Here is a 20,660-nt window from a genome sequence, read left to right on the forward strand (position 1 = left end):
CCGGAAGGCGTGGTGGATCGCGTACATCATCGTCAGGTCGACGGCGGGTGCGCCGCCGGTCTGCGCTGGGGCGTTCACTGCGGACTCCTCAGGGTCGGGTACGGCGTGCGGGCCCGGGTCTGCGGGCCCGGCGGGCATCGGGGCGGCTCAGATCACGACGCCCATCTCGGCGTTCTCCGCGTCCTTGGAGGAGACCCGGATCACCAGGACGGCCAGGACGAACGCACCGAGCAGGACGAAGCCCGTCACCAGGAACGCCGTGCCGTATCCGTGCGCGAGCGAGTCGAAGACCGCCTTGCGGACCTGCGGCGGCATGTGCGCCGCGTCCGCGGGCCCGTAGCCCTCGGCCGCCTTGGCGGCGGCCGGGCCCATCAGCTCCGTGAGCCGGTCCTTGGTGGCGGTGACCGCGATCGTTCCCAGTGCGGCGAGCCCCAGCGCGGCGCCGACCTGCTGTCCGGCGTTGAGCAGGGCGGAGGAGACACCGGCCTGGGCCTTGCGCACCCCTGCCACCGCCGCGAGGGTCAGCGGCACGAAGCACAGGCCCACGCTGCAGCCGGAGAGGACCAGCGGGCCGAGCAGGTCGGCGCTGTAGCTGCCGTCCTCGCTGAGCCGGGAGAACCAGAAGAAGGCGACGGCCGCCAGGAGTGTCCCGGCGCCGAGCAGGATGCGCGGGCCGACGCGCCCCACCACCTGGCTGCTGATCGTCGCGAAGACGGCCGCACCCACGGCGAACGGCAGGAAGGAGAAGCCGGTCTTGAGCGGGCTGAAGCCGAGCACGATCTGCATGAAGAGGGTGAGGAAGTAGAAGAGGACGATCATGCCGGCGCCGAGCGCCAGCATGATCGCGTACGCCCCGGAGCGGTTGCGGTTGCGGAAGATGCTCAGCGGCATGAGCGGGGAGTTGCTGCGGACCTCGATGAAGATGAAGAGGACGAGCAGGGCGGCGCCGACGACGAGCGGGGTGAGCGTACCGGCGCTGCCCCAGTCCTCGGTGGCCGCGTGGATCAGCCCGTACACCACGAGCGACATGCCGACGGTGGAGGTGACGGCGCCCGGCAGGTCCAGGCGCCGCCCTTCGGTGGTGACGCGCTCGGCGGGGAACGCCTTGACGGCGGCCAGGAACAGCAGGATGCCGATGGGCACGTTGACGAACAGCACCCAGCGCCAGCTGAGCGCGTCGGTGAAGACGCCGCCCAGTACGTTGCCCAGCGCGCCGCCCGCGCCGCCCATGGCCGCGTAGATGCCCATGGCCTTGTTGCGCTCGCCGCCCTCGGAGAACGTGCTGGCGATCAGCGCGAGCGCGGCGGGGGCGACCAGCGCTCCGGCGATGCCCTGCACGGCCCTGGCGGCGATCAGCCAGCCCTGGTTGGTCGCCACGCCGCCCAGCAGCGAGGCCACCGTCAGCAGGGCGACGCCGAAGAGGAACGTACGGCGCTGGCCGTACATGTCAGCGATCCGTCCGCCGAGCAGCAGCAGTCCGCCGAAGGCGAGCGCGTAGGCGTTGACCACCCACTCCAGGTTGGTCGCGGAGAAGTCGAGGGCGCTCTGGATGGACGGCAGTGCCACGTTCACGATCGAGACGTCGAGGACGACCATCAGCTGGGCGACCGCGATGGCGGCCAGCGCAAGACCCTTGCGGGAACCGGCGCCTGCCGCCGCGCCGGCCTGTGGGGAAGCGGGCGGGGTCGCGTGAGCCTGCCCCAGGGATCGTTCGGACACCAGATCTCTCCTGCCGATGAGCTGTGGAAATGGGGGGATGCGGGGCCGGCCGTCACATGGATCCGCGGATCCCGGCCCATGGGCACCGGCCCACCGACGAGATACGGAACAACTTGCCCCACAACTGTGGAACAGTATGTCCCGCAGAGATCTCCGGTGCAAGGTGTGCCACACAGCGGAGCCGGCTCCTGCGCCGGTCCTCCTCTCCGCGGCCATCGCGCCACCTCCACCGCTCCAGCGGGACGGCAGATCGTGAGGACCGCACGCGCACTGCCCCACCCCTGCCCCGGGAAGGAATTCCCCGATGACCCAGCCATCGGCCACGCCCCGCCCCGGCGCCCCGCCCGCGCCGGCCCCGCCCCGTCTTCAGGAGCTCGCACCGGGCGTCCACGCCTACATCCAGCCGGACGGGGGCTGGTGCCTGAACAACGCCGGCGTGCTGATCGGCGACGACGCGGTGGCCGTGGTGGACACCGCCGCCACCGAGCGGCGGGCCCGCGCCCTGCGCGCGGCCATCGCCGCCCGCACCCCCCTGGAGGTGCGCACGATCGTCACCACCCACCACCACGGGGACCACCACTTCGGGAACTCGGTGCTCGCCCCGCACGCCACCGTGGTGTCCCACGAGGTCACCCGGACCGAGATGGCCCGGCGCGGCCTGGCGATGCGCGAGGTCTGGCCGGACACGCAGTGGGGCGACATCAGCCTCGCCCTGCCGACCCTCACCTTCCGCGAACGCACCACGCTCCATGTCGGCGACCTGACCGCCGAGTTGATGCACGTCGGCCCCGCGCACACCACCAGCGACATCGTGGCCTGGCTCCCCCGGCAGCGCATCCTGTTCGCCGGGGACGTCCTGCTGCCCGGCTGCACGCCCTTCGTCCTGATGGGCTCGCTGAGCGGCACCCTTAAGGCCATCGAGCGGCTGCGCGCCCTTGACCCGGCCGTCATCGTCGGCGGCCACGGTCCGGTCGCGGGCCCCGAGGTCCTCGACGCCACCCGGGACTACCTGCTGTGGGTACGCGACAGAGCCCGGGCCGGCCTGGCCGCCGGACTCTCCCCCCTGCAGACCGCGCGCGAGGCGGACCTGGGCCCCTACGCCGGGCTCCGCGACCCCGAGCGCCTGGTGGCCAACCTGCACCGCGCCTACGCCGAGGAGTCCTCGCCGGCGCGGGACACCGAGATCCGCTCGGCGCCGGTCTTCGGGGAGATGGCGCAGTACAACGGCGGCCGTCCGGTGGCATGCCACGCCTGAGGCAGGGGCGCAGACACACCCGAGCGGCCCCCCGTCCACGCCACCGGCGTGGACGGGGGCCGCACTGCGCGGTCAGCGGGCGGGACTGCGCTCGGTGAACTCCTTGGCGTGGCGCAGCGTCGCCAGACTGTTGGTGCCCAGCGCGTCCCGGATGAAGGCCCGCGCGCCGGCCACGGTGGTCTCCGGACCCAGCAGGGTCACCGAGGACGGGTTGATGACGACGGTGTGGCGCGCCACGGCCGTCGTCACCCCCTCCGACTCCTCAAGGAGCCAGGCCCCCACATGCGCGGTGAGCAACGGCGGCACACGCAGCTGCTTGTAGACGATCCGGGAGGAGCCAAGACTCACCCGCACCGACTCGGTGGTGTGCCGCGAGCCGTCCCTGGCGATGGTGTCCATCTCCAGGACCTGGATGTCCTCCTGCGGCTCCGTCAGCTTCACCCGGGCCACATGCGGAAGCCGCTCCTGCCACTGCTCGCCCCGCCACAAAAACGCGTGCACCTCGGCGCTCGGCGCCTCGATGCGCACCCGGTCCTCGAAGGTGCACAGCAGTTCCCCCAGCTGCCCGGCCGACTCCGCGGTGGACTTCATCCGGCCCAGCTCGGCCTCGCTGTTGTGGTCCAGCGCACGGTTGATCCACTCGACGTTCTCGGGGGCGTCGTCCAGGGCCGTGAAGTCGTGCAGGAGCACGACCTCGCACCGGGCCTTGGACAGCGGGCGGATCTGCCACTGGCCCCCCATCGACGTCGCCGGAGCCGTGCTCCTCTCCTGCCGGAAACCGATCGTGAGCGCCTGCGGGTCGAGCCGGCGCCGCGACTGCCAGGACTTGACCTCGTCGTTGGCCGTGGCCCAGACCTGCAGGATCTCCTCACCCTCACCGAGCGGCGTCTGCTCCACGTGCACCGAGGGGGGAAAGACGCGCGGCCAGTCGGCGGCGTCCGCGATGATTGCATACACCGCCTGCGCCGGGGCGTCGATGGTGATCGTGTGCCGAGCGTGATGCGTCACTGCCATGGTGGATCCGGCTCTCCTTCGGTCGGACTGGGCGGGCATCAGTAGTTGCCCAGGCCGCCGCAGACGTTCATGGCCTGGGCGGTGATCGGAGCGGCGGCGGGAGAGGCCAGGTAGCCCACCAGCGCGGCCACTTCCTCCGGGGCGGTGTAGCGGCCCAGCGGGATCTTGGCCTCGAACCGCTTGAGCACCTCTTCCTCGGCGATCTCCCAGTGGCCCGCATATCCCTGCCGGACCGACCGGGCCATGGGGGTCTCCACATAGCCGGGGCACACCGCGTTGACGGTGATCCCGGTCTTGGCCAGTTCCAGCCCGAGCGACTTGGTGAAGCCGACCACCGCATGCTTGGAGGCGCTGTACGGCGCTCCGAGCACCACTCCCTGCTTGCCGCCCGTGGAGGCGATGTTGATGATCCGCCCAACAGACCTGGACCCCATCCCGCCCGCGTTGAGCACCTCACGGGTGACGCGGAAGACACTGGTCAGATTGGTCTCGACGACGTCGTTCCACAACTCGTCCGTGATCTGCGCGGTCACCCCGCCGCCACTGCGTCCCGCGTTGTTGACCAGGATGTCGATGGGCCCGAAGCGATCGACGGCCGCCGCCACGCAACGGGCGACGTCCTGGCCCGAGCGCACGTCGGCCTCGACGCCGTCGACGCTGATGCCGCACTCCGTCAGCTCCTTCACCACCGCCGCCACATCCTCGGCACTGCGCGACGTGATGAAGACCCTGACACCGGCCCTGCCCAGCGTCTCGGCCACCGCACGGCCGATGCCCCGCGTGGCCCCCGTGACCAACGCGACCCGAGACTCCCCGCTCTGCGGCTCCGCCGTCATGATGCTCCCTCCCGACCTGCCCGACACTGCCTGAACAGGTCCGAGCCTGGAGGGCGGCCCTGGAGGATGACTGAAGACCCAGGAGTGCGAACACGGGCCCGCCACAGACAACCGCCCGCGGCCACGAGCCCTGCCGCACCCCGAGTCCCGCCCGGCCCACCCCGCGGCAGAGCACGGCGAGACCCGCCGCCCCCGCACCGGGCTCCACCCCGTACAGGCACAACGCCAGCGAGGGTCTCACCACGGGCCCCCAACACAGCCCGCCCGCCCCAGACACCCCCCAGACACCCCCGGGCAGCACCTCACCACCCGGGGGTGTCACCTCACCACCCGGGGGTGTCACCAAGAACACCGCCCCCCGGACACCGGTCCCCTCCCGATGACGGGCGGCTCGAACCGGACCCGGCCCAGGACACCGCCCCGGCCCAGAGCGGCATCGAGGCACAGCGCGCCGGCCGACACCGCCCCCCGCGCGCGCACCGGCCACTGCCCGCCGCAATCCACCACCAGGCACTCGAACGCCTCCGCAGAGAACAACACCGAAGCGCCGGGCACAACGAAGCCATCGGCCCGGACACCCACACCATCCTCCTCACCACACCCCCAAGCCACACCACCCCGGCAACAGCACACCCGGGCACGGGGCCCGGCCACAGCCGAGCCGGGGCACGAAGGCGGGCAGGCAGCGTTCTCGCCACCGCCGACCGCCTCCGGCACACCCCGCTCCCCGGCATCCGCAGCACGCCCAGCATCCGCGGCAGGCCCCGGCGGCCCCGCGCGGACCGCGTCGCCCACGCCCCAGACACGGCGTGCGGCCCTCCCCCCCCCGGCCTTGCCCGCAACACTTCCGGCAACGCAGAGCGATTCACGTCATGGAGAGTGATTCACGTCATCGGGGGTGAGGGGGTTGCTGCCCGCCCATGCCTCCAGCATCAGACACGTCCGGCGTCACGGGCGCACCCCCCGCCCCTACAGGGAGTTGACGGCGCCTCAGCCCAACCCGCAGTCCCCGCCGCCCAGCCCGCGCGCGGCGGTCATCCTGCCGCCCGGCGTCCTGGCCGCCACCGCCGCGGCGGCCCTGACCGTCCCTGCCCAAGGCACCCCGGCCGGTCGACTCCTCACCGGGGCCGGCCCGTTCACCGCCGGCGTACTGCCCTTCAACACGATCACCGCCTGGCGTCGGCGCCCCGTTCGACGGCGGGGACGCCGGCGCAAGCCATGATGCTCTGCGCGTCGATCACCACCGCGGCCGGCTCCGCCAGGCGGCTCCCGCCCTCGCGCACCCGGCGCCGCATCAGGGCGTCGAGCCGCTCCAAGATGCCGCCCTTCTCCCCGCGGCCGAAGCAGTGCCACACCCCGTTCCAGTGCGGGCCAGTGTGCGGAAAGCAGCGCCAAGCAATCCCGGTGCGAACCACCCAGAGCACCGCATCCAGGAGGCCGCGCAGACCGCGGCGGGGCGGATGGCCGATGCCGAGGCCACGGCCGACCCTGCCCCCCCGCCAGCCCGTCAGGAGCGGCCCGGCCGGCACCCAGCGGGCGCCGGACAGGCCGCCAAGATGGCGACAGCGTGCGCCCATGCCTCCGCCACGGCGCCGGGCCCCGGGCGCCGGTCAGGGCGCAAGGACTGGACGGCCAGGGCATTGGCGAAGCGGGGTCGCCCCCCCCGGCCCGCCCGCAGGTGTTCACGCAGCGCCCGATGCATCGCCGCCAACGACACCAACGACACCAACCGCCCCAGCACAACAGCGCTTTGACCCCGGACCAGCCGGCGGTGCCACCGCGCGACATCCCCCAGCTGTTCGAGACGGGCCCACCACTCATCCGTGCACTCATCCGTCAACACGAACCCGCCGCGCCGCGCAACAGATTCGGCGCACCCCCACCGGCCGGCCACCGCCGGCCGGCACCACACCGTCCGCCGCGACACCCCCGCCACCCCAGCCGCAATCGCCACATGCACCAACGCCGGCCTCCCGGCCTCCCGGCCTCATCCAACCCCGGCAGCCCGGCCACCACCGCCTGCCGCCACAGCCCCCGGCCCTGAGACCCCGAGACCAGCACCACCACATCCCCGACAGGCGGTACCCCCTCAACCGCCGGCGGCCGCACCCGGCAGGCGCAAGGACGGCAATCCAGCAGTCACACCCACCAGCACACACCCACCACCCCGAACAGGGACAGCCCCCACACGTCACGCCCGCCCAGGCCCAGCATGCCCCCGCTTCGAAGCCCTCACGACGGCATGCCACCCCTCACACCACAAACCCGTCGCCCCGCCCGGACCTCTCGACCCGGGCGAGGCGACGGAAACAAACACTCAGGCGTGGTTGTCGTTCATGTCACCGACCGAAAAGTCCACAGCCCCCTGATTGTTGTCATCACCGATCGGCGCCAGCCTGCTCTGGCCGACCGCGGGAGTGCTGGGCGCCGCCGTGGCGGTGGCCGCCGAGCCCAGCAGCGCGAGCGCGGCCAGGCCGAGAGCGGTGACAGAAAGACGGATACGCATTTTGCCTCCAACTGAGAGTGCGGTTGATCTCATAAGCACGATTACCGGGCACACCGTTCGCCGCAACGAATAAAGATCCATTCGGGTGGCGGGACGCAGTGTCGACCCACAGTTCCTTGACATCAGACCCGCAGACCACCCGCGAGCCAGGGCGGCCGAGCCCCCCGGCAGCCGCCTTGAGCCAGGCACTCCCCGCGCGGACAAACCACCAACGACCCAGGCGACCCACAGCACCACTCTTCAACCTCTTGCATCCGCGCCGGTACCGACCTTGCCGCGCAGGCCCACGACGCCAGCCGCTCACCGCCCAGACAGCCACCGAGGACACGTCCGCAGCCGCCGACCCCACCCAAAACCACTGAACGCCGCCCGAGCACACCGGCGTGCACGACGAGACACATGCAGATCTCGTCGACAAGTGAGAAGACCGGCCTCACCCCGAAACCGCGCCACACAACCGCATTCACACGCCGACGCCCGGAAAGCCAAGCGGCCACGCCGGGAACAGCCCGTCCGGCCCCCACGGCTGCATCGACCACGGGACCGGCGCCACACGGACGGGGAACACAGAAACCACACAGTCACCCGCCCCACCAAGAGCCGGGACCGGGGCGCTTCTACACGGGGAGCGTGCGCCCATGGGCGCACGCTCCCCGTGGCACCCTCCAGGTCACCGAGGCGCCCACCGGAGCCGGAAGGTGATCACCGCCTCGAACTCCCGACCACAGCTCACGGCAGGTCAAGACGACCCTCCAAAGGAGCTGGGCCCATCACCGTCCTGCCGGCTCCGCCCTTCCCGGCACAAGAGCCCCACCCAACATCGAAGAGCAGAGGGCGGCCCCCATGCCCACCATCACAAGACGGCACCCGGGGTCTACCCCTCCCCCACGCCCGGGGGTGTGCACCAGTGCGTCCAGCGCCGCCCCCGATGGAGGCTGAACCCGCTTCGGATCAGCCAGAGTCGAGGGAGAACGCACCGTGCCTGTCACTCGAACCCCGCACCGCCACCGCCGAGTCACCACAGCCGCCGTCGCCGCCACGATCCTCGCCGGCGCGGGCGTCGTCAGCACCGGCGCTGCATCAGGGACGTCCGCCGCGCCCTCCCCCAACGCCGCCACCCAGCGCGGCACCCTGCTCTCCGCCGAGTCGCTCTACACCCTCACCTCGGCCAAGGACTCCGCAGCCGAGCTCACCGCCTGCGGGTACGACCCCGGCGCCGCCCGCCACGGCGTGGACGCCTACCGACTCCTCTACCGCACCATCGACACGAAGGGCCAACCCACCACCGCCAGCGGGCTGTTCACCGTCCCGCGCGGGGTCCAAGGACATCTGCGGACCGTCTCGTTCGCCCACGGCACCGGCGTCCACCGCATCGACGCGCCCTCGATGCAGCGGAAGGTGTTCCTGACCGGCCCCTCCATCACCTACGCCTCCGCAGGCTTCGCCACCGTCGCACCCGACTACCTCGCCATGGGCACAGGCCCGGCCAAGCACCCCTGGATGGACGTGCCGTCCCAAGCCACAGCCTCCCTCGACCTGCTCCGCGCCGCCCGCCAGTTCGCCCCGACCACCGGACGCGCCCTTAACCGTGACGTCCTGGCCACCGGCTTCTCCCAAGGCGCATCGGCTGCGCTCGGGCTCGCCAGGGCCCTCCAGGCGGGCGAGGACCGGCACTTCAGGCCCGGCGCCCTCGCCCCCATCAGCGGGGCCTACGACTTCGGGGGTGCCCAGATCCCGGCGCTGCTCGCGGGCGACAGCGAGCTGGAGCCGAGATGGCGCGTGGTGTACGCCGCATACACCCTGGTCGCCTTCGACCGCGTCCACGATGTGTACGACAACCCGGGCAAGGTGTTCCGCGACCCTGCCGTGGAGGAACTGTTCGACGGCATGCACACCGGCCCGCAGATGATCAACGCGCTGCCCCGCACGCCGGACGAACTACTGACGCCATACGGGCGCGATCTGCTGACCCGGCCCAAGAGCGGCCTCACGGCCGGGCTGCGGACCACCGACAGCGTATGCAAACACTGGAAGCCCACGGCACCCATTCGGCTCTACAGGGCACAAGGCGACGAACAGGCGACCGTCCAGAACACCGCCAACTGCGCCGCAGCCTTCCAGGAAAGAGAAATCGGAGTGCCGGTCATCGACCTCGGCACCGCCGACCACCAGAAGTCACAACACCTCGGCTCAAACGTGAAGGCAACAGCAAAGGTCGTGCGCTGGTTCAGCACACTCCCCACGCGCAGCAACCCATGACCCGCCCCCACCCCGACCACCAGAGCCCAGCCCCTCTGGACGCTCGCCCCGACCTGCCGTGAGCTACGGTCAGGAGTTCGAGACAGCCATCACCTCCCGGCCCCGGTAAGCACCACCGCGACCTGCAAGACGCCACGCGGAACATACCCCCATCGGCGCACCCTCCCCGTGCACAAGCGCCCCGGCCCCGGCATTGTCACGTACCCGCCGAGATAATTTAGGACCGAACTAGGGCCTGTGTAACGTCGTGATCAATCAGTTGCCTTCAGCAGGTCGTTGATCCAGATCATGGAGGCGCGGAGGTGGAGGCCGGCGAGGTAGCTCTGGGGCGTCTTGTCGTATCGAGTCGCGATGCCCCGCCAGGCCTTCAGCTTGTTGATCAGACGCTCGACGGTGTTCCGCTCCTTGTAGAGACCGGCGTCGTGACCTGTGGGCCGGCCGCCCCGGCTGCCTTTCCTCTTCCGGTTGGCTGCCTGGTCCTTCTTCTCCGGGATGACGGCCTTGATGTTTCGTTTGCGCAGGTAAGAACGGTTGGCGCGGGATGAGTAGGCCTTGTCGGCGGCGACAGCCCCAGGCCGGGTCCGGGGACGGCCGACAGGCAGACGGACCCGCACCTTCTGCAACACGGGGACGAACTGCGGGCTGTCGGCGGCCTGTCCCGCGGTCAGGACGAACGACAACGGACGGCACTTGCGGTCCGCGGCGAGATGAACCTTGCTCGTCAGCCCGCCACGGGATCTCCCGAGCAGGGCTTCCTTCAGACGGAGCTTGTGCCGTCGTCTGAGGTGCCGCCGTTTTTCCCGGTCGAGGGCGTCGCTTCCGTCCTGTCCGTTCTGTTCCGGCGCGGCGCCCCCTTTTACCGGGCCCGTTCCTGGTCGGCGGCGGCTTCCTCCAGGGCGTCCATGACCTCCTTGCCGATGTACATCCCGGCGGCGTCGTGGTGGGCGCGGGCGGTGGTGGAGTCCACGCTGACCAGGGATAAGTCCGTCTGTCCGCGGCGGGCGGCCTCCGCGATCGTGCCTTCCAGGAGAGCAGAGAAGACCCCGGCGTCCCGCCAGACGCGAAAGCGCCCGTAGACCGTCGGCCACGGTCCGAACTCGGAGGGCACCTCGCGCCACTGGGCGCTGGACCGGAACCGCCAGATCACCCCCTCGAACTGCTCCCGCAGCCGCTCGGGCTACGGACCGTACTCGCCTATCGGCAGGTACGGCTCGATGAACTCCCATTGCTCGTCGGTGAGTTGCCTACGTGTCACACCCAGCGTCCTACCAGGTCCTACCCCGCACGGGACCAGAACCCGAAATTGATCACGACGTCACACAGGCCCTAGCCGCCCCGGGCACGGCCACCGACCACACACTGGAGGCCCCCGATGCCCACCATCCGCCTTGGCGACTACCTCACCGCTCCCACCGACCGGCAGCTCGCCGGAACCCTGTACGAGCAGCTGGAGCAGGCCGAGTTGACCGACTTCCTCGCCGCCTGGGATGACTGTGGCTGCGTAGGTGACAACGGGCTCTGGTCCACTTCGTGTGGTCGCGTACGCAGGGTGACCGTTGATCTTCGCGTGATGCCGGTTGAGTTCGCCCGAAAATCGCCGGGCTGGACGGTGGTGTGGTCGACAGTTCTTCGCCGTGAACGAAGTGCTGCCACAGCTGGATGAGCTGCTGTTCTCCTCGGTCGAGGGCGTATTGGTGGAATCGGTCGAGGTGACCGACACGGTCGTCCGGATCGAGGCTCGTACGACCGCACCCCGGGCGGCCTGCCCGGGGTGCGGATGCTGGTTCGGGGCGAATACATGGCTCCTACCTGCGATTCCCTCATGATTTGCCGACGGCGGGCAAGTTCGTCGTGGTGTCGTTACGGGTGCGGCGGGTCGTCTGCGCCAAGGACTGCTGCCCGCGCAAGACCTTCGCTGAGCAAGTCCCAGGGCTCACTCGCCGGTTCGGACGACGGACGGAGCGGTTGCGATCGACGCTGGTGTCGGTCGGCCTTGCGCTCGCAGGCCGGGCAGGCGCCCGTATGACGGTTACCTTCGGGGCGCCGGTGAGCCGGAATACCTTGCTGAGGCTGATCGCCTCCCTTCCGGATCCCGCCGCCACCACGCCCCGCGTGGTCGGCGTGGACGAATACGCCCAGCGCAAGGGCCGCGTCTACAGAACCGTGCTTGTCGACGTCGAAACACGACGTCCGATCGACCTACTTCCCGACCGGGAGGCCGACACGCTCGCGGTCTGGCTCCCCGAGCGGCCCGGCATCGAGATCATCTGTCGTGACCGGGCCACCTTCTTCGCCGAAGGCGCCACCCGCGGCGCCCCACAGGCCCTCCAGGTCGCCGACCGATGGCACCTGTGGCACAACCTGGGCGAGGCCGCCGAAAATGCGTCTACCGGCACCGAGGCTGCTTGCGTCCCATGCCGGCACGGCCGGAGAAACTGCAAGAGCAGGCGGAGCCGACCGGATCGTCGCCCTGGCCAACAGGGCACCGGTTCGCCGAGCGCACCCGCCAAGCACGCGACCATTCACGCCCTCCTCGCCGCCGGTCACAGCAAGCGGTCCGTCGCCCGGCAGCTCGGCATGACCCTCAACACGATCTTGCGCTTCTCCCGAGCCACGACTCCGGAGGAGATGTTCACCGGTCAGTGGCAAAGCCGTGCGACCAGGCTCGACGCCTACAAGCCTTACCTCGATCAGCGCTGGCAGGAAGGCTGCACCAACGCCTGGAAACTGTGGGAGGAGATCAAGGAACAGGGCTATCCACGCGGATACGCCAGCGTCCGCGACTACGTCAGCAGGACTCTTCGCGGCAAGCCCCAACTGGTCGGCCCCCGGCCGCCATCGGCCCGCGCGGTCACGCGCTGGATCCTCACCCACCCCGACGCCCTACCGGAGGGCGACCGGATCCAGCTCAAAGCAGCCCTGGCCAACTGCCCCGAACTGACGGCACTCGCCGAGCACGTGCGCTTCTTCGGCCACATGCTCACCCACCTACACGGCGACCGGCTCCCCGAGTGGATCGAAGCAGCCAGCGCCACCACCGAACTGCCCAGCCTTCGCCACTTCACTCAGCACCTCCTGCGCGACCTCGACGCCGTCACGGCTGCCCTGGAACTCCGGCGTCGTGGAAGGCCACGTCAACAGGATCAAGATGCTCAAGCGCCAGATGTTCGGCCGAGCCAGCTTCGGTCTCCTCCGCAAGCGTGTCCTGCTCTACACGTAGGGCCACGTTCGCGAGTTGCCAAAAGGTGCGGGCAGACGAAGCTCAGGGCGCCATGTGTCGGACGAGCTCCCGTGACTTCTGCTGCAGCGCGGCTGTCCACTCCTTTGCATGGGGGTTCGAAGCCGTCTTGTGATAATGGCTCTCGGCGCGCTCGGCCGTCTGCCAGTTCACCTCGATGTTCGCTGTCTCAGCCAAGGCCAGCACCGTGGCAACGAACCCTTCGGACAGTGTGGCCATGACGGCGTGTCTGGTTTTGCTATGCCAGTCGAGCAGGGCGTCGACGAACACTGCGAATGAGATGGGGTCGATCTGGCACTCATCAGCTTCCATGGGGCTGATGCCGGATGGCAGACCCACTTCGGCTTGATAGACGGTGACCTGGCTCATGAACAGCCGGGACGCCCCGTTGGACGGGTTCCACAGGGTTCGGTCGCCCAAGTCGTAGTACTGGCTCACGTCAGCCTCTCACTGCTGGTCATAGGAGGCCGACATTACGGTCTGTCGGCCCTCCACGAAAAGTGGACCAGAGCCTGACAACGGAGAGCACTTGTCGGCGAGGTCCGAGAGCGGACGATGACCTGGCACCGGGAGAATGTTGTCGAGATCTAGCAGCACCGGCGCGTTGGCAGACAGAGTTTCTCGCCGTGGCCGAAGCAGGTCAAGCGGTCATCCGACAGCTCTGCCGGAGCTCTCTCCTGCGGAGCCTGGCTTGTAAGGCATGATCGCGAACATGAGCGAATCGGAACTGGACCTGCTGTCACGGATGTGGGAAGAGCACATGCGCGCGCCCTTCCCACCACACATGCGCGGTCGAGAGATCGAAGGCGAAGACATGGTGTTGCTCGACGCGGACATCGCCGGCTGTGTCCTTTCGTCGCTGTCAGGGCCCCTTGATGAGAAGCGCCGCAAAAGCCTTCTCATCTGCCTCGCGGCCGTTGAGAAGGTCCTGCCGTCGATCGATGATGAGGACGGCGCGACCGAGTACTACAAACACCTGCGGGACATGGCTGCGTTGGCAGTCGAACTCGGAAACGCCAACAGCCGGTAGCGTCGAGTGGTGCGGGCGGTGGATCAGCCTGCGGCTTGCTGTTCGGCGCGGGCTCGGGTGGTTGCGGGCTGCTCGTCCTCGGCGAGGCGGAACGGCGGCCACGTGGCGACCGGGGCGACCTCGGTGGGCACCGGGGCGGGCAGCTCCGCGTCGAGTTCGGCGACGGCCTTGCGGATGAGCGTCTCGGCGTCGTGTGCGTCGAAGGCCGGGGTGGTGCGGACATCTACGTTGATGTCGACCCGGTCGGGGGTGACTGAGAAGCCCTGTCCGCCGTGGAAAGCGGTGACCGACAGCTTCGGCGGCAGCGGGAACCCTGAGCCGTCGTCCACGCCGGGAAGGTCGGCGGCGTCCAGGAGCCGCACGAGGTGCGCGGCGCGGGAGATGGCGCCGACCACGGTCTTGCTGGACCCTGAGTGTCCGGAGGGGGCATGTACGGCGATGCTGGCCCGCCACATCGCCGCGGCGAGTTTGGAGTCGGCCGCCCCGCGGCCGCGCAGCCATCCGTCGACGATGTCGCCGCAGGCCGACGGGAAGGACCAGGCGGTCTCGTCGCCGTACGGGGCAGTGTCCACGCACGCGTCCAGCGCCCACCAAGGACCGGGCCGCCCACCAGGGATCTCCACCAGCAGCCCCACCAGGGCACCCGCCGCGTCATGCAGGCGCCGGTGCGGCAACTCGCGGGCCGCGAGCCAGTCCTCCAGCACCAATCCGATCCGTGTCGAGCCTGCTCGCCGCCGACCGCCTGCTCGTACACGACTCGTGCGAGGGACTGCTCGCCGAACTCCCCGGCTACTCCTGGGACCCCAAAGCCACCGAGCGCGGCGACGACGCCCCGATCAAGGTCGACGACCACAGCGCCGACGCCCTGCGCTACGTCATCCACTCCACCGCGCACGAGTGGCGCCACCTGCTCACCACTCCCCACAACTTCGCGGCGGGCATTTCGGCATGACGGGTGAAGCATTAGATGGGAGCTACTTCTTGAAGGCGCTGTAAGGCCAGTCACCCGAGCCGCAGCAGCGGCAATACTTAGTTCGATTCTTTTTCTTCTTCTTATGGTTCCGCTTGTGCAGCTCGCGAGCCCACCCGGCACTCATACACTTCTTGCACAGCATGTGAACATAAGTCGCCCTGTGCTCAGCCCCATGACGTGCAGTTATCTTCTCGATCGCGCCATCGATCGACCTTTTTCGAACCCATTCGTTCTCGATTCTGCTCAGTTCCTCGACGCCTTCACCGATCAAGAATTGACCGATAGCAACACCAACAGCAACAACCGCATGCGCGACCACGGAACCCCCTAGCACATCCACTGAGATATATCACGATATGAGATGTGATCGGAATATCCGTGCATCAATAACCACTTTCCTGCAACCGGCAATTCTCAGCGGAGTCCCACGGGTTGACGCGTATCTCACTGCCATCAAGGTGACCGCCCCGAACCCGACACCACCACCAGGAGGTGAGCCACGATGGCACTGCCCGAGAACGGCGCAGCGTGGCCGCCCCCGCAGTGGGCGCCGTACTACGCCGAGATGCGCCTCGACGACGCGTGGTACTCCGGTGACCGGCGCCGCCTCGCCCGCTACTACGGCGATCACGACGCCGCTCCGTCCCGCCGGGGCCCGTTCAACCGGCACCGCGAGCAGCCCGCCCGGCCGCGCCGTCACCGACTGCACGTGCCGTTGGCGTCCGACATCGCCGCCGTGAGCGCGCACCTGCTCTTCAGCGACATGCCGTCCCTGAGCGTCGAGGACAAGGCCACACAGGAACGCCTCGAAACCCTGGTCGACGAAGGCCAGATACAACAGGCGCTGCACGCCGCCGCAGAGCAGGCTGCCGCCCTGTCCGGGGCGTACTACCGCGCCACATGGGACCGCGACCTAGTCGACCGGCCGATCTTCTCAATCGTCCAGCCCGACAACGTGAGCCCGGAATTCCGTTGGGGGATGCTGCGGGCCGCCACCCTATGGCGCGACCTCCTCGGCTCGACTCAGTCGACCGTGTTCCGGCACGTCGAGCGGCACGAGCCCGGCCGCATCCTGCACGGCCTGTACGAGGGCACCCCCGACAATCTCGGCCGCGCCGTTCCGCTGGCCGAGCACTCCGAGACCGCCGATCTTGCGGGCAGTCTCGGCGAGGACGGTGTCAGCGTCGAGACCGGCATCACCGAACTCACGGTCGCCTACGTCCCAAACATCGGGCCCAACCGGTTGCACCGGTCATCCCCGATGGGGCGTAGCGACTTCCAGGGCATCAGGGATGTGTTCGACGCTCTCGACGACGTGTGGACGTCATGGATGCGCGATATCCGCCTCGCCCGCGCAAGGCTGATCGTCCCCGACGGATACCTACGCGATCACGGCCCCGGCAACGGAGCATCGTTCGACGACGACCGCGAAGTCTGGCACTCCCTGAAGATGCCGCCCAACGATGGCGCGGGCATCACCCTGGCTCAGTTCGAGATCAGGGTCGACGAGCACCAGAGGAGCGGCGAGGCCCTGACTCGGCAAGCCGTCCAGTCGGCCGGTTACTCGGCTCAGTCGTTCGGCCTCGACGCCCACGGCGCCCCGATCACCGCGACCGAGGTCGACAGCCGCGACGCCCTGTCCATGGTCCCCGGAAGCAGAAGGCCGGGTATGTGCGCCAGCCCCTCGCCCACATTCTGCACGTCTTGTTGCAGCTCGACGCCGTGCACTTCGGCCGCCGCATCAAGCCCGAGCGCCCCCGCGTCGAGTTCGGCGACGGCGTCGCCGAGAGCGAGCAGAGCACGGCGACCACTCTCGACCTGCTCGCCCGCGCCGGGGCCGTGTCGACCTCGACAAAGGTCAAGATCCTGCACCCCGATTGGGACGACACCGCCGTACAGGCCGAGGTGTCCGCCATCCTCACGGAGACCGGAGCAGGCGCGCCCGACCCTGTCGGCAGCTTCCCGCTCTAGCCAATTTCCACTCAGGTTGTGTGCTCCTCGTCGGGCAGTTCGGGCGCGACCTCTGCGCCCGACACATCCCCTCCGGGCTCGGCATTCGAGCCATCCTGGAATCCCAGTTCAGGCAGCTTCGGGGTCAAAGGACGCTGCGCCAAAGTCTTTGAGTCCCGTCGCTCCTTCCGTCCCTGCACGAGGTTCTTCACGGCGTCCCGCACCTTGCCGAGGCTGTCGAGTGTGCGGGCAATCTGGTTGGACAGCACCTCGACTTGTTGGAGCACCAGGCACACCAGAGCGAAGACCACAATGACGATCACGCTGATTTCTTCGTACTTCATTGCTGGCCATCCTGTTCTTCTGCGCGGTCATGCGCGCAGGGCAACGCCCGGAGAGGGCAGAGGTGTTGGGGTTGGCGAGCACCGTACTGGGTCGAAGAGTCCGATTTAGCAACGTGCTCCCATCTGAAATCCTCTCGCCTGTTTCGGGTGAAGTTACGCACGGCGTTGCCGGTGTCCGGCACAGCGAGTTGGCTGCCAAGGCAGGCAGGACTCAACTCCTTGCGACCTGCGAACTCCGAGGCCAGGGCGTCGATTTCGCCCTAACCGCTGTCTACCTGCTCACCAAGTGGGGATAACTCAAGTGAAGTTGGTAACCAAGAAGACCAACTCTCACCAACTGCGGCAATCCGGTTAGCTACACGCCAACCACGCTCATGAAATAGCAAATAGCGGTTAAAGAGCCCATTTCACCAACACCTAGGGAGTGGAATGGCTGTCCATCCCGGCATGTTCGAGCCCCTCGCCGAGCGCTCCCGCGACCTGTACGCCGCAGCCGAGGAACGTCTACTCGGCATCATCGCGCGGCAGCTGGCCGAGGGGCTCGACGCTCCGGGGTGGGCCGAGCGAAAGCTCGCCGCCGTTCAGTCCCTGCGCCGCGCTTCACAGGCTGTGGTCGACGAGTTGGGCAGGCCGTTCAGCTCGACGTGTTCGACGCGGTTGCCGAGGCATACAACGTCGGGCACCGGGCCGCAGTCGCCGAGATCGGCGCCCTGTCCGACGAGGCGCGCGCCCTGGTCGACGACGTCACACCGAACGCACAGGCTGCGGACAGGCTCGCTCAGGAAACGGTCGACGTGGTCACCTCGACGCACCGCTCGATTCTGCGGGCGGTCGTCGACGCCTTCCGGGCGATCGTCGCCGAGGTCACCGCAACGCCCCTGCTCGGCACCGGCAGCCGCCGCCAGGCCACGCAGGACGCCATGCGCCGGTTTGCCGACGCGGGCATCAAAGCGTTTACCGACCGCGCCGGCCGACGGTGGCAGCTCACCAGCTACGCCGAAATGGCTGTGCGCACGAGCGTGGGACGTGCGGCGAGCGAGGCGCACATGCGGACCCTGTCCGACGCCGGTATCGACCTGGTCGTCGTGTCCGACGCGCCGCGCGAGTGCCCGCTCTGCCGTCCGTGGGAGGGCCGCGTACTGGCCATCGACGGCCCGAGCGGCGAGCGCACGGTCGAGGTCGAGCACGCCATCGAGGGCGGCCGCATGGTCCCCGTGCGTGTGGCCGGAACGCTCGACGAGGCTCGCCTCGCGGGATTCCAGCACCCCAATTGCCGTCACTCCGTGAGCGCCTATACGCCGGGGCTGACCCGCATTGAGGCCGCCGAGAGCGACCCCGCCGGGTACGAGGCCGGACAACGGCAGCGCACCATCGAGCGCCGTATCCGGCAGTACAAGAGGCGCGAGGCCGCCGCCGTCATCCCCGAGGCGAAGCGCGCCGCACGGGTCAAGGTCCGCCAGTGGCAGGGCGCCATGCGCGACCACCTCACCGCCCATCCGGACCTACGCCGACTCAGACACCGCGAGCAGGAAGGGGCGGGGAATCTCCCCGCCTCGCCTCGCCCGCCCGCGCCCGATCAGGTCGAGCGCGCCCGCGTGTGGTCCGGCGACGAGCGGTCTGTACGGGAGATGAGCGACGACCAACTCGCCGCTGCACTCCGTACGCCGCTCGACGACCAACTCGCCGCCAGATCGAGGCCGAGGCCGACCGCTGGGACCTCGCCGCCCTGCTCGACCGCGCCGCGCCCCGCGGGCGCCTGGTCGAGGATCTGCTCGGCCTGTCCGACGACGACCTCGCCCGTCTGGTCGCCCACGTCGACGAGGCCGACCAGGTGCGCATCATGGCCGAGTCCGGCCGACGCGACCGCGCCGGTCAACGGCCCGATGTGCGACCCGGCTTGGTCGGCCTGTCCGACGCTCAACTCGCCGCCCGCTACCGAGACGCCGGTACCGGACCGGAGGCCGCCGCGATCTCCGCGGAGGCCGCCCGCCGGGATCTGCTCTCCCGCCTGTTCCCGGGTGGGTACCTGCTCGCCGATCTGGCGGGGGTGGGCGACGACGACCTCGCATGGGCGATGCAGTACGCCGACAACGGTGAACTACTGTGCATCGCCGCGGAGATGGACCGCCGCGAGGCCGTCGACCTCCCCCCGCCCGCCAGCACCGTCAACGCGGTCGACGACCTGCTCGCCGACCGTGACGCCCTCGCCGAGGCCATGGGCGACCATGTGCCCGGACCGGCCGCATGGGGCGCCCTTGCCGCCGACCAGGCCCTCGACGATGACGCGTTTTGGGCCGACCTAGGCGACGCCGCCGCCGCACAGCACCGCAGCGACGACGAGGACCAGGACGAGCGGCATCTCATCACCCGCCGCGAGGCCCGCGCCCTGTACGACGAGTACGTCTACCGGCAGTACCTACAGGCCGAAGCAGACTGCCGCGGCTACCTGCTCAACAAGAAGGCCCAGGCCGCCGGGCACGCCCCGGTATCCCTGTTCAGCGGGCCCGCACACATCGCGCACGCCCGCGCGAGCGACGAGCTGAAAGAGTGGTGGGTCCAGCACGGCAGGCTCACGCAGGCCGAGTTCATCGAGCAAGTGACCGGCAAGGCCCAACGGTGGGCCGACGGCGCCCGTAAGCACGAGGCCGACCAGCAGAACAAGAGGTGACCATGGGCACGCGCGAGGACATCGTTAAGGCAGTCACGGCAGGCCGCGAGGCAGGCCGCAGGGGCGACGAGCCGACCACGTGCCCGTACCCGAGCACGTCGACGCTGCGGACCGCGTGGATACGCGGATACGCCGAGCAGCGCCCTGCCCCCCCCGACCAGTCGCCGACTAGGGGGCTGTGCGAGAGCCTCGTGATCGAGCTTGCTTCGTGGGCCAGAAACTGCAGTTGACCAGCGTTTCCGATTCGGCGGTCTCCCCGGTAAGGCCGATCCCGGCCATACTCCCCTTGCCACAAACGCCGGATCTGTCGGGAAAACGACTTACAGGTGCATCGTCCGTAACGCTTGAATCGGCACCCCACGGCAGCGCGGGCCGAGGGCGCCAGTCGGCGCCTCTCGGAGGCCAGGAACGAGGGGCAATGCCATGAGCATGATTCAGAACGGCAAGCTGGTCCTGAGCTCAGACAATCCCACGGAGAAGGTCGCTGGCCAGACCAACACCTTCACGCGGGTCAACTTCCCCACTCCCTTCCCCGCAGGCTCCGACGTCATCGTGCAGACCACAGTGCAGACCTTCAACGGTCCGGAAACGCCCGGCATCCGGCTGCACGACGTGAGCGTCACCGGTTTCCTCATCCGTCTCAACGAGATCTACGGAGGGGGCGTCAGCGCCGACGGCAAGCACACCGCCGAGACCATCGGCTGGACCGCCTACACCGTCTGAATCAACGCACAAGCACCAAGTGCCCAACTGGACAACGAGCACCACCCCCAAGGGGGCCCGCCAGGAGCGGGCCCCCTTTCCGTTTGCCCGCATCCGGCCGAGCGCCAGGCACGCACGGCCCCTGACACCGTCCCAGGAGGACCCC

General features: G+C 69.2%; 19 protein-coding genes and 5 pseudogenes. 12 read left to right on the forward strand and 12 right to left on the reverse strand.

Annotated features, from left to right (window positions below):
• Positions 1 to 147: 147 nt before the first annotated feature.
• The gene (locus OG453_RS37970; protein WP_266873289.1) at positions 148 to 1,719 is read right to left on the reverse strand and encodes a DHA2 family efflux MFS transporter permease subunit; all 1,572 of its coding nucleotides are present in this window, start codon (positions 1,717 to 1,719) and stop codon (positions 148 to 150) included.
• 304 nt (positions 1,720 to 2,023) lie between these two features.
• Here OG453_RS37970 and OG453_RS37975 point away from each other — a divergent pair, with 304 nt between their 5' ends.
• Complete coding sequence (locus OG453_RS37975; protein WP_266873290.1) at positions 2,024 to 2,974, forward strand: MBL fold metallo-hydrolase; 951 nt, start codon at positions 2,024 to 2,026, stop codon at positions 2,972 to 2,974.
• A gap of 72 nt (positions 2,975 to 3,046) precedes the next feature.
• Here OG453_RS37975 and OG453_RS37980 read toward each other — a convergent pair whose 3' ends face one another.
• The 4 genes from OG453_RS37980 to OG453_RS37995 all read right to left on the reverse strand — a co-directional run bounded on the left by OG453_RS37980 (position 3,047) and on the right by OG453_RS37995 (position 7,330).
• Positions 3,047 to 3,988, reverse strand: coding sequence for an aromatase/cyclase (locus OG453_RS37980; protein WP_266873291.1), 942 nt, complete (start codon positions 3,986 to 3,988; stop codon positions 3,047 to 3,049).
• 38 nt (positions 3,989 to 4,026) lie between these two features.
• A complete protein-coding gene (locus OG453_RS37985) occupies positions 4,027 to 4,824 on the reverse strand; it encodes an SDR family NAD(P)-dependent oxidoreductase (RefSeq protein WP_266873292.1) in 798 nt (265 codons plus the stop codon).
• Between the two features lie 1,166 nt (positions 4,825 to 5,990).
• Positions 5,991 to 6,401, reverse strand: coding sequence for a transposase (locus tag OG453_RS37990; RefSeq protein ID WP_266873293.1), 411 nt, complete (start codon positions 6,399 to 6,401; stop codon positions 5,991 to 5,993).
• Between the two features lie 740 nt (positions 6,402 to 7,141).
• Positions 7,142 to 7,330 carry a hypothetical protein gene (locus OG453_RS37995; RefSeq protein WP_266873294.1) on the reverse strand — a complete coding sequence of 63 codons (189 nt, stop codon included), beginning with the start codon at positions 7,328 to 7,330 and terminating at the stop codon, positions 7,142 to 7,144.
• Between the two features lie 978 nt (positions 7,331 to 8,308).
• On the opposite strand from OG453_RS37995, the gene OG453_RS38000 reads away from it, so the two are divergent.
• On the forward strand, positions 8,309 to 9,589 hold the full coding sequence (locus OG453_RS38000; protein ID WP_266873295.1) for a S9 family peptidase: 1,281 nt from the start codon (positions 8,309 to 8,311) through the stop codon (positions 9,587 to 9,589).
• Between the two features lie 251 nt (positions 9,590 to 9,840).
• On the opposite strand, the pseudogene OG453_RS38005 reads toward OG453_RS38000, so the two are convergent.
• Positions 9,841 to 10,844 (reverse strand): annotated as a pseudogene (locus OG453_RS38005) (IS5 family transposase).
• A 117-nt stretch (positions 10,845 to 10,961) separates the two neighbouring features.
• Between OG453_RS38005 and OG453_RS38010 the strand changes: the two are divergent.
• Complete coding sequence (locus OG453_RS38010) at positions 10,962 to 11,252, forward strand: hypothetical protein (RefSeq protein WP_266873296.1); 291 nt, start codon at positions 10,962 to 10,964, stop codon at positions 11,250 to 11,252.
• Positions 11,253 to 11,416: 164 nt separating this feature from the next.
• Positions 11,417 to 12,800, forward strand: a pseudogene (locus OG453_RS38015) (ISL3 family transposase); the annotation flags it as partial.
• A 51-nt stretch (positions 12,801 to 12,851) separates the two neighbouring features.
• Here OG453_RS38015 and OG453_RS38020 read toward each other — a convergent pair.
• Positions 12,852 to 13,265, reverse strand: a complete 414-nt coding sequence (locus tag OG453_RS38020; RefSeq protein WP_266873297.1) for a DUF6086 family protein — start codon at positions 13,263 to 13,265, stop codon at positions 12,852 to 12,854.
• A gap of 274 nt (positions 13,266 to 13,539) precedes the next feature.
• Between OG453_RS38020 and OG453_RS38025 the strand changes: the two genes are divergently transcribed.
• Complete coding sequence (locus OG453_RS38025; protein ID WP_266873298.1) at positions 13,540 to 13,857, forward strand: hypothetical protein; 318 nt, start codon at positions 13,540 to 13,542, stop codon at positions 13,855 to 13,857.
• Positions 13,858 to 13,919: 62 nt separating this feature from the next.
• Here the strand turns inward: OG453_RS38025 and OG453_RS38030 are convergent.
• Positions 13,920 to 14,561: pseudogene (locus OG453_RS38030) on the reverse strand (peptidase dimerization domain-containing protein); the annotation flags it as partial.
• An 11-nt stretch (positions 14,562 to 14,572) separates the two neighbouring features.
• On the opposite strand from OG453_RS38030, the gene OG453_RS38035 reads away from it, so the two are divergent.
• The gene (locus OG453_RS38035) at positions 14,573 to 14,809 is read left to right on the forward strand and encodes a hypothetical protein (RefSeq protein ID WP_323178729.1); all 237 of its coding nucleotides are present in this window, start codon (positions 14,573 to 14,575) and stop codon (positions 14,807 to 14,809) included.
• 22 nt (positions 14,810 to 14,831) lie between these two features.
• Here the strand turns inward: OG453_RS38035 and OG453_RS38040 are convergent, their stop codons facing one another.
• Complete coding sequence (locus OG453_RS38040; RefSeq protein WP_266873299.1) at positions 14,832 to 15,149, reverse strand: hypothetical protein; 318 nt, start codon at positions 15,147 to 15,149, stop codon at positions 14,832 to 14,834.
• Positions 15,150 to 15,395: 246 nt separating this feature from the next.
• Between OG453_RS38040 and OG453_RS45250 the strand changes: the two are divergent.
• Positions 15,396 to 15,731: pseudogene (locus OG453_RS45250) on the forward strand (phage portal protein); the annotation flags it as partial.
• Between the two features lie 96 nt (positions 15,732 to 15,827).
• Here OG453_RS45250 and OG453_RS38045 read toward each other — a convergent pair.
• Positions 15,828 to 16,079: a hypothetical protein gene (locus OG453_RS38045; RefSeq protein WP_266873300.1), complete on the reverse strand. Its 252-nt coding sequence runs from the start codon at positions 16,077 to 16,079 to the stop codon at positions 15,828 to 15,830.
• Positions 16,080 to 16,211: 132 nt separating this feature from the next.
• Complete coding sequence (locus OG453_RS38050; protein ID WP_266873301.1) at positions 16,212 to 16,424, reverse strand: hypothetical protein; 213 nt, start codon at positions 16,422 to 16,424, stop codon at positions 16,212 to 16,214.
• 110 nt (positions 16,425 to 16,534) lie between these two features.
• Between OG453_RS38050 and OG453_RS38055 the strand changes: the two genes are divergently transcribed.
• Positions 16,535 to 16,801, forward strand: a complete 267-nt coding sequence (locus OG453_RS38055) for a phage capsid protein (protein WP_266873302.1) — start codon at positions 16,535 to 16,537, stop codon at positions 16,799 to 16,801.
• A gap of 11 nt (positions 16,802 to 16,812) precedes the next feature.
• Here the strand turns inward: OG453_RS38055 and OG453_RS38060 are convergent, their stop codons facing one another.
• A complete protein-coding gene (locus OG453_RS38060; protein WP_266873303.1) occupies positions 16,813 to 17,124 on the reverse strand; it encodes a hypothetical protein in 312 nt (103 codons plus the stop codon).
• 794 nt (positions 17,125 to 17,918) lie between these two features.
• Between OG453_RS38060 and OG453_RS38065 the strand changes: the two are divergent.
• From OG453_RS38065 to OG453_RS38075, 4 genes and pseudogenes are all read left to right on the forward strand, one after another.
• Positions 17,919 to 18,551 (forward strand): annotated as a pseudogene (locus tag OG453_RS38065) (phage minor capsid protein); the annotation flags it as partial.
• A 170-nt stretch (positions 18,552 to 18,721) separates the two neighbouring features.
• Positions 18,722 to 19,792 carry a hypothetical protein gene (locus OG453_RS38070; RefSeq protein WP_266873908.1) on the forward strand — a complete coding sequence of 357 codons (1,071 nt, stop codon included), beginning with the start codon at positions 18,722 to 18,724 and terminating at the stop codon, positions 19,790 to 19,792.
• Between the two features lie 2 nt (positions 19,793 to 19,794).
• The gene (locus OG453_RS45255) at positions 19,795 to 20,022 is read left to right on the forward strand and encodes an Rmf/CrpP fold protein (RefSeq protein WP_323178730.1); all 228 of its coding nucleotides are present in this window, start codon (positions 19,795 to 19,797) and stop codon (positions 20,020 to 20,022) included.
• A 193-nt stretch (positions 20,023 to 20,215) separates the two neighbouring features.
• Entirely contained in the window at positions 20,216 to 20,515 is a 300-nt protein-coding gene (locus OG453_RS38075; protein ID WP_266873304.1) for a hypothetical protein, read from the forward strand.
• The last annotated feature ends 145 nt before the right edge of the window (positions 20,516 to 20,660 follow it).

The sequence above is a fragment of the Streptomyces sp. NBC_01381 genome, assembly GCF_026340305.1.
Classification (GTDB): Bacteria; Actinomycetota; Actinomycetes; order Streptomycetales; family Streptomycetaceae; genus Streptomyces.